Origin of the sequence: Tessaracoccus defluvii, assembly GCF_014489575.1 — a bacterium.
GTDB classification, from domain to species: domain Bacteria; phylum Actinomycetota; class Actinomycetes; order Propionibacteriales; family Propionibacteriaceae; genus Arachnia; species Arachnia defluvii.
Map to the genome: position 1 here is coordinate 2,693,130 of NZ_CP060789.1, position 13,510 is coordinate 2,706,639.

General features: G+C 70.2%; 10 protein-coding genes and 1 pseudogene. 6 read left to right on the forward strand and 5 right to left on the reverse strand.

Annotated elements, in window-relative coordinates; genetic code table 11:
- Positions 1 to 146: 146 nt before the first annotated feature.
- Genes H9L22_RS12805 through H9L22_RS12815 form a run of 3 tightly spaced genes read left to right on the forward strand, consistent with a single transcriptional unit; the run spans position 147 to position 3,111 of the window.
- Positions 147 to 779, forward strand: a complete 633-nt coding sequence (locus H9L22_RS12805; RefSeq protein ID WP_187720263.1) for a YveK family protein — start codon at positions 147 to 149, stop codon at positions 777 to 779.
- Complete coding sequence (locus H9L22_RS12810; RefSeq protein WP_187720264.1) at positions 776 to 2,014, forward strand: O-antigen ligase family protein; 1,239 nt, start codon at positions 776 to 778, stop codon at positions 2,012 to 2,014. The genes H9L22_RS12805 and H9L22_RS12810 overlap by 4 nt, the downstream gene beginning before the upstream one ends.
- Complete coding sequence (locus tag H9L22_RS12815; RefSeq protein ID WP_187720265.1) at positions 2,011 to 3,111, forward strand: glycosyltransferase family protein; 1,101 nt, start codon at positions 2,011 to 2,013, stop codon at positions 3,109 to 3,111. The genes H9L22_RS12810 and H9L22_RS12815 overlap by 4 nt, the downstream gene beginning before the upstream one ends.
- Here H9L22_RS12815 and H9L22_RS12820 read toward each other — a convergent pair.
- The 3 genes from H9L22_RS12820 to H9L22_RS12830 are packed head-to-tail and all read right to left on the reverse strand — an operon-like array spanning position 3,078 to position 6,312.
- A complete protein-coding gene (locus tag H9L22_RS12820; protein ID WP_187720266.1) occupies positions 3,078 to 4,142 on the reverse strand; it encodes a glycosyltransferase in 1,065 nt (354 codons plus the stop codon). The genes H9L22_RS12815 and H9L22_RS12820 overlap by 34 nt on opposite strands.
- Positions 4,139 to 5,188 (reverse strand): glycosyltransferase, encoded by a 1,050-nt coding sequence (locus tag H9L22_RS12825; RefSeq protein ID WP_187720267.1) that lies wholly within the window; start codon positions 5,186 to 5,188, stop codon positions 4,139 to 4,141. Before H9L22_RS12825 ends, H9L22_RS12820 begins: the two co-directional genes overlap by 4 nt.
- A gap of 59 nt (positions 5,189 to 5,247) precedes the next feature.
- On the reverse strand, positions 5,248 to 6,312 hold the full coding sequence (locus H9L22_RS12830; protein ID WP_187720268.1) for a glycosyltransferase family protein: 1,065 nt from the start codon (positions 6,310 to 6,312) through the stop codon (positions 5,248 to 5,250).
- A gap of 139 nt (positions 6,313 to 6,451) precedes the next feature.
- Between H9L22_RS12830 and H9L22_RS12835 the strand changes: the two genes are divergently transcribed.
- Both H9L22_RS12835 and H9L22_RS12840 read left to right on the forward strand, forming a co-directional pair.
- The gene (locus H9L22_RS12835) at positions 6,452 to 7,711 is read left to right on the forward strand and encodes an O-antigen ligase family protein (protein WP_187720269.1); all 1,260 of its coding nucleotides are present in this window, start codon (positions 6,452 to 6,454) and stop codon (positions 7,709 to 7,711) included.
- Entirely contained in the window at positions 7,708 to 9,051 is a 1,344-nt protein-coding gene (locus tag H9L22_RS12840; protein ID WP_187720270.1) for a lipopolysaccharide biosynthesis protein, read from the forward strand. The genes H9L22_RS12835 and H9L22_RS12840 overlap by 4 nt, the downstream gene beginning before the upstream one ends.
- On the opposite strand, the pseudogene H9L22_RS20510 reads toward H9L22_RS12840, so the two are convergent.
- Both H9L22_RS20510 and H9L22_RS12850 read right to left on the reverse strand, forming a co-directional pair.
- A pseudogene (locus H9L22_RS20510) lies at positions 9,041 to 10,473 on the reverse strand (polysaccharide biosynthesis protein). The gene H9L22_RS12840 and the pseudogene H9L22_RS20510 overlap by 11 nt on opposite strands.
- Before the next feature lie 400 nt (positions 10,474 to 10,873).
- On the reverse strand, positions 10,874 to 11,998 hold the full coding sequence (locus tag H9L22_RS12850) for a glycosyltransferase family 4 protein (protein ID WP_226965850.1): 1,125 nt from the start codon (positions 11,996 to 11,998) through the stop codon (positions 10,874 to 10,876).
- Positions 11,999 to 12,050: 52 nt separating this feature from the next.
- On the opposite strand from H9L22_RS12850, the gene argG reads away from it, so the two are divergent.
- Positions 12,051 to 13,481, forward strand: coding sequence for an argininosuccinate synthase (gene argG, locus H9L22_RS12855; RefSeq protein ID WP_226966320.1), 1,431 nt, complete (start codon positions 12,051 to 12,053; stop codon positions 13,479 to 13,481).
- Positions 13,482 to 13,510 lie beyond the last annotated feature (29 nt).

Below are 13,510 nucleotides of genomic sequence, written 5' to 3' on the forward strand. Positions count from 1 at the left end.
GTACTCCTTCGGCGGGCAAGGGCCACGTGTCTCTCCGTGGAGAGTCTAGTGCTTCCGCCCTCAGCCGCCGCGCCACGCCCCGCCCGGCCCCGACGCGCTCGGTATAGTTCGGCTGGGCGCGCTGGCCCGCATTCGAAGGGACACAGATGAGCGAACAGAGCGACGTGAACACCCGGCGGATCGACCTGTGGGGCGCCGTGCTCCAGTTGTGGGCGCACAAGTGGGTCTGGCTGGCAGTGTTCGCCGTCGTCACCGCCCTCGGCGCCACCTACGCGTTGACGCGCCCCACGAACACCATCGCCACCCAGTGGGTCCACCTGACGCTCGCGGACACCGAGAGCGAGGCCGACGCGCTGCAGCAGACCGCGCTCCTGAGTCCCCTGGCCCTGACCTACGTCGAGTTCGCCTCCACGCCGCCCTACACCGACCGGTTCGTCGAGCAGCACCCTGAGCTGTCCACGCCCGAGGCGGTCAGAGGTGCGGTCCGGGTGCAGCTGCGCAACGTGACGCTCATGGAGTTCATCGCCACCGGCGAGGACGCCGAACAGCAGGCGACCCTCGCCCGCGACCTCGCCGCCAGCTTCGTCGAGACGCTCAACGAGACAGAGGACGACCATCTCGTCATGCGTGGCACGCTGCACGGCGATCCGATGCTCGCCGCGTCCTCCTCGAACAGGAGCATGCTGCTGGGCGGCTCGGTGTTCGGGGCCGCTGCGCTGGCGACGGCAGTGGTCGCCGTCCTCGCGATCCGACGCAGGGACGGACAGCCGGCCTCGTGACGACGCAGGGGGCAGAGCTGGGCACGAAGTCGCCTCCTCGCCGGGGGCTGCCCGCCACCGCGATCGTGGCGACGCTCCTCGCCGCCGCCGTCGTCGTCCTCGTCTTCCGCCTCCCGGGTGCGGTGGTGGTCTCCGCGCTGCTTCCTGTCGCGGCTCTCCTGTGCGTCGGGGTGTACCGGCCGCGACGGGACTCGGCCCCGCTGTGGGTGTTCCAGGGCTGCGCCATCGTCTGCGGCGGCATCGGCCTGGTGTTCGCGCCGGGCACCCCTCCCGCCGTGAACTACGCCACACTCGCCGTCATCTTCACCCTCTTCGCCCTCGCGCTCCTGGCGACGGGCACGGAGATGGCCGCCGGGCGCGCCGTGATGGGCGCGTTCTACTGGGCCTTCGGCGCCACGATGCTGATCGGCTGGGCCGAGGTCATCACCGGCTTCAAGCTGCAGTCGATCCTGTACCCCGACGCGGGCAACCTGCTGTACCCGGGACGGTTCTACGTGGCCGCCTACTTCCCCAACATCAACGACTTCGGCGTCGTCGTGGCGATGTTCTCGATCATGGCGGTCGCGCGCTTCCTCTTCGACGTCCGTGGCCCTGTCCGTCAGGTCGCGCGCCTCGCAGCAGCCGCAGCCGGCGCGGTCCTGATCTTCGGCGGCGGGTCGCGCGGCTCCCTGGTGGCCATGCTCGTCGGCTGGGCCCTGCTGCTCCTCGTCAGCCTGCGGCAGACGCGACGGCGGGCGCTCCCCGCGGCCCCCATCATCGTTGCAGGCTTCCTGGCCATGGCTGTGGCCCTGTACGTGTGGTCGCTGCCCGTGATCCAGGACTCCTCCACCAAGGTCCGCGGCGACATCCTGCGCAACACCATCTCTCTGTCCATGGAGTATCCGGCCAGCGTCTGGTTCGGCTGGGGGCACAACGCCGCCTTCCAGACCGCGGTGAAGGCCGCGTACGCGAACCAGTTGATGGACCCCCACAACGTGCTGCTCGAGATCTACTCCTGGTACGGGCTGCCGACGCTGCTCGCCTTCCTGGCGCTGCTGGCAGTCATCGTCTACCGGGGCGTGTGGCTCATGGAGCTGCGCGACCACTGGACCGCGGTGGTCGCCGTCGTCCTGTTCAGCCTCACCCCCGTGCTGGGGATCGTTCCCTCCAGCTCGCTGCGGTACTACTACCTCTTCGTCCTCGCGGCCTGCGCCATCGCCGCCCTGTCACCCCGCCAAGGAAGGAACAGCCCGTGAGCCCCCGCATGATCTTCCACGTCCCGTTCGTGCTCGACGAGAATGCCGGCTCGGCATCCGGGATCCGGCCCGTGCAGATGCGCAACGCCTTCCGCGATCTGGGCTACGACGTCACCGTCGTGTCCGGACACTCGAAGGAACGGGGCGCCGCCATGCGCGCCGTGCGCGAGGCCGTGCGTCGGGGCGAGACGTTCGACTTCTGCTATTCGGAGTCGTCGACGATGCCGATGAGCATGACCGACCCGAACCACCTCCCCCTGCACCCGCTGCAGGACTACGCCTTCTTCCGGGAACTGCGGCGTGCCGGGATCCGCGTCGGCCACTTCCTGCGCGACTTCTACTGGGCGTTCCCCGAGTACCGCCGCAGCAACAAGTTCCCCAAGCGCGAGGTCGCCCTGGCCGGCTACCGCTGGGACATGCTGAACTACCCCAGGCACGTCGACCGGCTCTACCTCCCGTCCGCGGGGATGGGCGCCTACCTGAACCTCCCCGCGTCGCTCCTCGACGAGCTGCCGCCGGGACAGGGCTGGACCGAGCCGACCCCCGGCCCCACCTCCGGCGTCCACCTCTTCTACGTCGGCGGCGTGGGCCCCCACTACCGGCTCCACCGGTTCGTGGAGGCGGTCCACCTGGCCCGCTCCGGCGGCGTCGACGTCACCCTGACGCTGTGCACACCCGTGGACCAGTGGAACGCGGCGCTCCCCGAGTACGCGGAGTGGATCTCCGACGGGATCCGCGTCGTGCAGGGCCACGGCGCCGCGCTGCGCCCCTACTTCGAGGCCTCCAACGTGGGCGCGCTGATGGTGGAGCCTGAGGAGTACCGGAGCTTCGCCGCCCCGGTGAAACTCTTCGACTACCTCGGCGCGGGCAAGCCCGTGCTGGCTTCCGAAGGGACGCACGCCGCCGCGCTGGCCGCCCGCGAGGGCTGGGGCTGGAGCATTCCCTACGACACCACCGCCATCGCCGACTGGCTGACCCGGGCCGCCGCCGACCCCACCGTGTTGACGGACAAAGCAACCGCCGTTGCCGAGGGACGCCGTCGGCACACGTGGCGGGCCAGGGCTCAGAAGGTGGCGTCCGACCTCAGCCCGAGGTAGCCCGCCAGCGCGTCGGCCGCGGCGCGTCCGTCATGCCAGCGACGGACGAACTCCACGTTGCGGACCGCCGTCTCCCTGGCCGCGGCCCGGTCGTCGAGGATCCTCTCCATGACCTCGTTCAACGTGTCGGGATCGGCGTCGAACAACGCGGGAGCCTCCGTCATTCTGGCCCGGACCTCGGGGGCGATGCCTCCCACCAGGATCCGGCCCGCCGCCATGGCCTCGACCGCGGTCACGCCGTAGGAGCCGGTCAGGATCTGGTCCACGACGATGTCACAGGACTGCACGAGCGCCTTCATCTCGCTGTGGGGCACCGACTCCGGCGACACGTACTCGATCGCGCCGGCAGCCTCGAGCCTCCGCATCACCGGGTCGACGTACTGCGTCCCCTTGATCGGGGGATTGCGGCGGCTCGGGATGTGGAGGACGCGGGGCACTGCCCGCTCGAGCGCATCGTGCGGGGCGGCCCACCGGGTCGGATCCATGCTCAGCGGAAGCCACGTCGCGGACGGCTGGTCGAGCAGCAGGTCGGGTGTCGACACGAACAACGGGTAGCCGAGCCGGTCCGCGGTGTCCCGGTTGAGGCGCGTGGAGGCCGTGAGCGCGTCGCGCCACTCGGCCGGGCCCTCGTTGAAGAACGACCACTTCATCCGCTCGCGGTGGGCGACGGGATCGCGGACATCGCTGCCGTGGGCGATCAGCGCCATCGTGAAGCCCTGCTTCGCGAGCCACGTGGCGTCCTTCCCGACCGTCGTGGCGCGGGGCCTGCGGTAGTACGCCTCGTATCCGTCCAGCGCGACATGCGTCACTCCGCGGAGGAGCAGCTTCGAGCGCCACCCCCTCCCGGGCGAGAAGTAGAAGTCGAGCGGGTGGATGATGCGATGGGCAGGGAAGCCGTAGTGACGCCGACGCACAGGGCCCCGCATGAACGCCCACGCGGACGCGGACGTGTGCCGGTTGACGGCCTCGGCCCATTCGTAGGCCTGGCCCGCGTAGTTGGCGGGGCCGATCGCCAGCACCGGGGCGCTCACGACTCCTCCCCTGCGAGTCCCAGGAAGCCGGAGAGCCGGGCCGCCGATTCCCGCCCGTCATGCCAGCGGCGCACGAAGGCCAGGTTCCGTTCCGCCGACTCCCGCATCGCGTCGCGCTCCTCCACGATCCGGAGGATCGCGTCCCGTACCCCCGAGGGCGTCGTCTCGACGAACTCGGGTGCCTCCTCCAGGAGGTCCCGCACGTCGTCGAGCGAGCCGACGACGACCCGCCCGGCAGCCATGGCCTCGACGGCGGCGACCCCGTAGGAGCCCATGAGGATCTGGTCGACGACGACGTCGACGGACTGGACGAGCGCCCGCATCTCGCTGTGCGGAACCCCTTCCGGCGAGACGTATTCGATCACGCCTGCGGCGTCGAGTTCCCGCAGCGGCGGCTCGATGTACTGGGTCCCCTTGATCGGGGGGTTGCGCCTGCTGGGCACGTGCAGCACGCGTGGCCGCCGTCGCTCCAGGAGCGGCTGGTCGGAGCGCCACCCGTCGACGTCGATGGTGGTGGGCAGCCACCGGCCGGACGGCAGGTCGTGGGCCAGGTCGGGTGTGGAGTAGAACAGCGGCAGCCCGCTGCCCTCTGCGATGGCGCGGGTCTCGGCGGTCGACGCCGTCAGCGCGGCCCGCCAGGCGTCGTCGCCCTCGCGGAAGTAGGAGTGTCCGACACGCGCCAGGTGCGCCTGCGGGTCACGGGTGTCGGAGCCGTGCGAGATCAGCGCCACCTGCTTCCCCGCGCGGCGGAGCTGGCGCAGGTCACCGGCCAGCTTTCCCCTGCGCTTGAGGTGGAAGAAGACCTCGAACCCGTCGACGGCGACATGCGTGGTGCCCCTGAAGAACCGGTTGGACCGGACGGACCTGAGCACGGGGTTGCGGTTGGCGAGGGGGCCGAGCCTGCGGTCGACCGCGAAGTTGAACCCCCCACGGTCAGGGGCGAAGGACCACGCATCGGCGGGCAGGTGATCCCGCACAGCCTGGGCCCAGGCGTGCGCCTGTCCCGCATAGTTCGCCGGGCCGATGGCCAGCCGGGGTCGAGACATCCGCCCCTCCTCTCGGGTCAGGGGTCAAGTTAGCACGCACCCCGAAACGGCCCGCGGCGTCAGGCGACGGGGGCGCCGGGGACCCCGAGGAAGCCCGCCAGCCGCGCCGCCGACTCGCGGCCGTCGTGCCAGCGACGGACGAAAGCCTGGTTGCGCCGCGCCGCCGCCCGGAGCGCCTCCCGGTCCTCCAGCGTGCGCAGAACCGCCTCCCGCACCGTCGCCGGGGTCGCCTCGACGAGTTCCGGCATCTCCGGCATGAGGCCCTGGACGTCCTGCAGTCCCCCGATCACGACGCGGCCGGCGGCCATCGCCTCGACGGCCGCCACACCGTAGAAGCCGGCCAGCACCTGGTCGATCACGACGTCGGAGCCCCGCACGAGGTCGCGCACCTGGCTGTGCGGCACGGCGGACGGCACCTGCACCCGCTCGATGATCCCGGCCTCGTGGAGTTCGTCCAGGACGGGCTCGATGTGGCGGCTGCCCTTGATCGGCGGGTTGCGTCTGCTGGGCAGGTGCAGCACGCGGGGCCGCTCCCGCTCCAGCAGTTCGCCGTCCCACTCCCAGGCATCGACGTCGATGCACACCGGAAGCCAGGTCCCGAACGGCAGATCGTGGCCCAGGTCGGGGGTCGAGTAGAACACCGGCACTCCGCTGCTCTCCGCGTACTCGCGGTTCGCCCGGCTCGACGAGCTGACGGCGGCAAGCCAGTCCGCGTCCCCCTCCCGGAAGTACGAGTCGGCCACCCGGTCCCGGTGTCCCTCGGGGCTGCGGGTGTCGGTGCCGTGGGAGATGAGTGCGACCCGCTTCCCTGCGCGCGCCAGCTGGGCGACGTCGCCCGCCAGCTTGCCTCCCTGGCGGAGATGGAAGAAGGGCTTGAAGCCGTCGACGGCGACGTGGCTGGCGTCGGCGAAGAACCTTCTGGTGCGGAGCCGGCGCAGCAGGGGGTTGCGGTAGGAGTAGCGGCCGACCATCACGTCGACGTCGAACTGGAAGCCCCCGGGCCGCAGCGGCTGGTGGGAGAACGACCACGACCGGGCCGGGAGGTGGCGGACCACGGCGCCGGCCCACGCGTGGGCCTGCCCTGCATAGTTGGCTGGGCCGATGGCCAGAGACGGGGTCGGCACGGCTACCTCCTGCTCGCGTGGGCACAAGCTATCACGCGTCCTCGGGGCCCGACCGGCCGAGGGCCCCACCTATACTGAGCGGGTGCCTGAACCCCTCCCTTCGCCCCCCGCTGCCACAGCGGAGGATCGGCTGTCCAGGGTGACGAGGCTCCTTCTCTTTCTGCTGCCGAGCCTGGCGACGGTGGCCCTGTACCTGCCCGGCGGCCTCCTGATGCCGGCGCGACTCGTGATCCTCGCCCTCGCTGGGCTGGCGGTGGCCGACCTCGTCCGGCGGCCCGGGCTGCTGCGCTCCCCCGTCCTGCTCGTCGCCGTCGGCGCCAGCGCGGTGATCGGACTCTTCGGCGTCATCGGGCTGCTCCGCTACGGCGGGCACGCCGCCTCGCTCGCGCAGTGGGGCTTCGCGTTGCTGGGCGTCTGCGCCGCGGCCGTCCTCGGCAGGGAACGGCGCGCGGTCAGGGCGCTGCTGTGGGGCTGGCTCGCGTCCGCCGGCCTCGCGGCGGTGGTCGGGTTCTGGGAGATCGCCACGGCCCGACACCTGCCGGGCAATGCACCGGCCCGCGAGTACGCCGGCGTGGTCCCGGGCTGGAACGTCATCTCGTCGTTCTTCGACAACCCCAACCTGTATGCCTACCACTGCGTCGTCGTGATTCTGCTGCTGCCTGCCCTGGGGATGACAGCGCGGCGGCCGCTGACGCGTGCGCTGCCGATCGTGGCTGCGCCGGCGCTCGCGGTGCTGCTGCTGTGGACGTCGGGACGCATGGCGATCATCGCCGCGGCCGTGGGCCTTGCCGTCTGTGCCCTGACGCGCCGCTGGTCACGCTGGGTGCTCGCCGCCGCGGTCGCCGCGCTGGCCGCCACGATCGCCCTGGATGTGCCGCCCGGCAGGCAGGTGTCCGCCGCGGCGCGGATGCTGATCGAGAACCTCCAGTGGGGCGAGCTGACCTCGTCCGGGGCCCGGCTGCAGCTGATCAGGGCCGGCGTCTGGATGACGGAGCAGAGCCAGTTCCTCGGGGTCGGTCCCGGCCGATTCGCCGATATGGCCCGCGACCCGGCGAACCCCCACGTCGCGGAGTTCACCAACCCGCATTTCGGGCTCGTCGAGTTGCTCGCCGAGTACGGGGTCGTCTCGCTGCTCGCCCTCGTCGCCGCCCTCACCGCCGGAGTGGTCCTCGTCGTGCGGGTCGTACGCAGACCCCTGCCGGCCGACGCGGAGCCCGAGCAGCGTGAGGACCGCACCTTCGCGCACGCCGCGCTGGCGCTGATCGTCGTCACGCCCCTCCTGTCGGCGATGCACTCGACGTGGCTCTCGCAGCCGCTGACGGCGGTGCAGCTGGGGACCGTCGCGGCCCTTCTCGCACTGGTCGGTACCTGCTCCTCCCGCAGCGAGGTCGAACCGTGATCGGCCGACTCCGCCAGAAGCTGGCCAACCACGAGTTCCTGCGCCACGTCCTGACGCTGATGTCGGGCACGGCCGTGGCCCAGCTCATCCCGATCCTCGCCTCGCCGATCATCTCGCGCCTCTACACACCGGCTGAGATGGGTGTCTTCACCATCTGCATGTCGGTCGTGGCGGTCGTCGTGACCATCTCAGCCGGCCGCTACGACCTGGCCATCGTGTTGCCCCGCAAGGAAGAGGACGCGCGGGGGCTGGTCAAGCTGGCCACGCGCTTCAACACCGTTGTCTGCACCGTCGTGGGCCTGCTGCTCCTCGTGTTCGCCGAGCCCCTCGCGGAACGGATGGGCATCCCAGGCTTCCGCTGGTGGCTGGTGGCGACGGCGGGCATTTCGTGGGCCTTCGCGCAGGCCTCGGTCTTCAGCTACTGGTGCAACCGTCACAAGGGGTACGGCCTGCTCGCACGCAACAAGCTCGGGCAGGCTGTGGCCACCACAGGCACCCAGCTCGGGCTGGGTGCGTTGTCCTGGGGCCCGGCCGGGCTGCTCGTCAGCACCTTCCTGGGACAGGCGTGGTCGACGGTGAACCTCTTCCTCCGCAGCCGCAAGGAGATCTACAGGCTGCCCCACACCTCCACCCGGCAATTGATGCGCGAGCACAGGAAGATGCCGCTGCTGAATGCGCCGACGGCGCTCATGGACAGCGTGCGCACCAACGGGGTCACCCTGCTGATCGGCAACCTGTTCGACAGCGTGGCCGTCGGCCACTTCGGCCAGGCCTGGAAGCTGCTGCAGACCCCGGCGGCGCTGATCAACTCGAGCCTGTCGCAGGTCTTCTTCCAGAAGCTGGCGACCGTGGAGCGGGGCGGGATGCTGCGGATCGTCCGACAGTCAGCGGTGCGGTCCGCCCTGATCGGAGCCGTTCCCTTCACTCTGATCTACTTCCTGTCCCCGCCCCTGTTCCCGATCGTGTTCGGCGAACCGTGGGCCATGTCGGGTCTCATCGGCGCGGCGCTGGTGCCGTGGCTGTTCATGAACTTCATCACCTCGCCCATCTCGACCGTCTTCATCGTGACGCAGCGCCAGGGGACACTGTTCTGGTTCAGCCTGCCCTTCACCGTCACGCCGCTGCTCGTGCTCTGGGCCTACCACCCGACCGTGCTCGGCGCCGTCACAGCGCTGTCGCTGACCATGACGGTCATGCTGGCGGCGTTCCTCGTGCTGGCACTGTGGGTGTCGTGGGGCTACGACCGTGGTGTCGGCAGGAAGGCGGACGACGAGGCCGCCGCGGAGGCCGAGGCGGAGGCTGCGGCCGAGGCCGAGCAGCTGGGCGGCCCTACGACGTAGCCGGGTCCGCCCCGTGCTGGCGGGTCAGCTGGTCCATGGACTCCGGGTCCGCACCGTCGACCTTCGCGAGCTCCGCCGGGTTGAGCGACGGCACGCTCACGCGGCTGATCAGCGGGTGCACCGTCTCTGAGCGGGACTCGTCGTCGGAGAACAGCACCTCGTGCAGCTTCTCGTTGGGGCGCAGGCCGGTGAAGACGATCTCGATCGGCTTGTTGGAGCGGGCGATCAGGTTGCGGGCGACGTCGATGATCTTGACGGGCTCCCCCATGTCGAGCACCAGCACGTCGGACGGCTGGCCGATGGCGCCGGCCTGGATGGTCAGCTCGCAGGCCTCGGGGATCGTCATGAAGAAGCGAGTGATGTCCGGGTGGGTGACGGTGAGCGGGCCCCCGCGTCGATCTGCTGCGTGAAGGTGTGCACCATGGAGCCGCGGGAGCCCAGCACGTTGCCGAACCGGACGGAGAGGAAGACTCTACCTGTCGTCTCGGCGAAGTACGAGGTCAGCTCCTCTGCGAGCCGCTTGGTCTTGCCAAGCACCGACGTGGCGTCGGCGGCCTTGTCGGTGGAGATGTTCACATACCGCTGCACCCCGTGCCTGACGGCGGCCTCCAGCACGTTGAGGGAGCCGAGCACGTTGGTCTTCCACCCCTCGAGCGGGTACTGCTCGAGCAGGGGGAGGTGCTTCAGGGCCGCGGCATGGAAGACGACGTCGGGCTTGTGCAGCTCGAAGATCCTGTCGACGGCGTCCGCGTCGCGGATGTCGCAGAGCACCATGTTCGGGGTGTCGAGCAGACCCTGCTTGAAGATCGACAGCTGCACCCCGTGCAGTCCGGACTCGTCGCGGTCGAGCATGACGAGTTCCTTGGGCCCGAACCGGTACACCTGACGGGCGATCTCCGAGCCGATGGAGCCGCCGGCGCCGGTGACCAGCACCACCTTGCCGGAGAGGTAGTCCGAGATGGATCCGAGGTCGGTCTCGACCTGGGCCCGGCCCAGGAGGTCGGTGACGTCGAGTTCGTGGAGATTCGACAGCTGCACCTTGCCGCCCACGATGTCGCGGGTCGGGGGCATCACGAGGGTCTTGAGGCCAGCCTCGTCGGCGACCTTGGACACGTCACGCATCAGCTGCCGGTCGGCCGTCGGGATGGCCACGATGATCGTGCTGACGTTGCGGGCCCGGGCGGCCTCGACGAGGTGCGTCCGGTCGCCGAGCACCCTCGCCCTGGCGATGTGCAGGTTCCGCTTCGCGGGGTCGTCGTCGATGTAGCCGACGATGTCGAACGGTGCGTCGGGGTCGAAGGCGAGGAGCCGGCCGAGCTGCTGGCCGGCGTTGCCTGCGCCGTAGACGATGACGGGTTCGGTGTCCTCGCCGTTGCGCATCGACTGGCTGATCGTGCGGAGGATGAAGCGACCGGCCGCCATCAGGACGAGCGCGACGATGGGGGCTGTCACCGTCAGCGCACGCGGGTAGCCGGGGGGCGTGGCGATACCGATGACGACGGCGAGGGCGAGGCCGACGCCGAGGGTGAGCGCGGCGAGCGACAGCGCCTCTTCGAAGGAGGCGACGCTGTGCCTACCGCGGTAGATCTTGGTGACGTAGCCGATGCCGACCTGCAGCACGATGGCGGCCAGCGAGTAGACCAGCACGAACCGCACGTGTTCGGGGCCCAGGGACAGGTCGTAGCGGGTGAGCACCAGGCCGATGACGGCGAGGGTCCAGGAGAGCGCGTCCCACAAGGCCAGGCCGGCCCGTACCAGGTTGACTCGTGATCGGCCTACAGCCACGTGGATCCTCCGCCTCGATAGTCGAACGGGGGTCAGTCTATCGGCCGACCCGGGACCGATCGGTCGTTGACGCGGCCCTCTCGACCAGTCCGACGAGTGCCTCGGCCTGCGACTCGAAGTTGAATCTGCCGCGCACGGCCGCCCGACCGGCGACGGACAGCCGCTCCAGCTCCGCGCGGTCGCCGAGCAGTTCGACGATCCGGGAGGCGGTCGCCGCGACATCCCCGGAGTCGACGAAGACGGTGGCGCCGTCCCCTCCGAAGATGTCACGCCAGTGTGGGAAGTCGCTGGCGACGGCCGGAAGGCCGGCCGCCTGGTACTCGAACAACTTGGTGGGCAGCGAGTTGACGTAGTTGGGCAGCGGGGCGAGGAAGATGAGCCCGAGTTCCGCTGTGGCGAGCACCTCGGGAATCTGGCTGGGGGGCAACAGGCCGAGGTGCCGCACCAGGTCGCCGTCGAAGCTCCGCGCCTCCTCGGACACCGCCGGGCCGACGACCCCGGCCAGCACGAGGTGCGCCTCGGGCACCGACCGGCGCACGACAGCCACGACGTCACGCATGAACGACAGCCGTCGCTCCTCCGTCAGGTCGCCCGTGTAGACGAGTCGGCCGGGCACGGGATCCCGCTCGGCTGCGAAGTCGGAGAGCCACGGATAGTTGTGGACGACGGCAACGCGTTCGCCCGTGAACCCCGCCGCGATGTCGGGCGTAGCCGCGACGATGCCGTCCATGAACGAGTTGGCGAGCCACAGCAGGAAACGTCCGTAGCCACGGGCGAGGCCCCGCCTCCAGGAGCCGAGGTACGGCTTGGTGTCCACCTGCTTCACGAGGTCCTCGTGGGCGTCGTAGACGACGGCCGCCCGGTGGGTGCGAGCCCATAGCAGCGCCATGGGGATCAGTTCGGGATCGTGCACGTGGACCAGGTCGGGACGCAGCCGGCCCAGCTCGCGCCAGGCCCGGAACTGCATGGTGGTGAGGCGGGTCAGACGACTGGCGGGGGTGGGGAGCGCGCGCACCGGCACCGGCGACTGCTCGTCCGCCTCGGCGCGGATGAGAAGGGTGACGTCGAGGCCCGCCTCCACGAGGGCACGGCACTCCTTGTTGTAGATCCGGTTGTCACGCGTGCGGTGCACGGTGCTCACCTGGACGACCCGACGACTCACCGGGCCAGAGTACCCGGTCACCACTCGGCCGCCCGCCACCCGAACCAGTAGGCTGTGCCCCGTGGCTAAGGTTCTGACTTCTCTTCCCGTCGGCGAGCGCGTCGGCATCGCCTTCTCCGGAGGTCTCGACACCTCCGTGGCGGTCGCCTGGATGCGTGAGGCCGGCGCCGTCCCCTGCACGTACACCGCCGACATCGGCCAGTACGACGAGCCTGACATCGCGTCGGTGCCCGGACGAGCGCTCGAGTACGGCGCAGAACTCTCCCGACTGGTCGACTGCCGCACGCAGCTCGTCGACGAAGGTCTCTCCGCACTGGCCTGCGGCGCCTTCCACATCCGCTCCGCCGGCAAGGCCTACTTCAACACCACCCCCATCGGCCGCGCCGTCACGGGCACCATGCTCGTGCGTGCCATGGCCGAGGACGACGTGTTCATCTGGGGCGACGGCTCCACCTACAAGGGCAACGACATCGAGCGGTTCTACCGCTACGGCCTCATGGCGAACCCCCAGCTGCGGATCTACAAGCCGTGGCTCGACGAGGACTTCGTCCGCGAGCTCGGCGGCCGCGACGAGATGAGCCAGTGGCTCACCACCCGCGCCCTGCCCTACCGCGACTCCAAGGAGAAGGCCTACTCGACCGACGCCAACATCTGGGGCGCCACGCACGAAGCCAAGACCCTCGAGGAGCTCAACGTCTCGCTGGAGACGGTGGAGCCGATCATGGGCGTCAAGTACTGGGATCCCTCGGTGCACATCGACACCGAGGACGTCACCGTCGGATTCGAGATGGGCCGCCCCGTCTCCATCAACGGCGTCCGCTTCGACGACACCGTCGCCCTGGTCATGGAGGCCAATGCGATCGGCGGCCGCCACGGCCTCGGCATGAGCGACCAGATCGAGAACCGGATCATCGAGGCCAAGTCCCGCGGCATCTACGAGGCGCCGGGCATGGCACTGCTGTGGGCTGCCTACGAGCGCCTCCTGTCCGCGATCCACAACGAGGACACGCTCGCCAACTACCGCTCCGAGGGCCTGCGCCTCGGCCGGCTGCTGTACGAGGGCCGCTGGCTCGACCCACAGTCGCTCATGCTGCGCGAGTCGATCCAGCGCTGGGTGGCGTCCGCCGTCACCGGCGAGGTCGTCCTCCGTCTGCGTCGCGGCGACGACTACACGATCCTCGACACCCGCGGCCCCCACCTCAGCTACCAGCCGCACAAGCTGTCGATGGAGCGCGTCGAGGACGCGGCGTTCGGCCCGACCGACCGCATCGGCCAGCTGACCATGCGCAACCTGGACATCGCCGACTCCCGCGAGAAGCTCGAGCTGTACGCCGCGCAGGGCACCCTGCTGGCCGGGCACGCCGACCTCATCGGCCGGATCGAGAAGGGCGGCGCCGCCGCCATCGCCGGGCTCGGCGCGGAGGGTCCGTCGACGGTGGACGAGGCCGTCGAGCGCTCGTCCATGGACTCCGGCACCGACTGAGTACCACCTGACGAAGAGGGCGCCTCCGG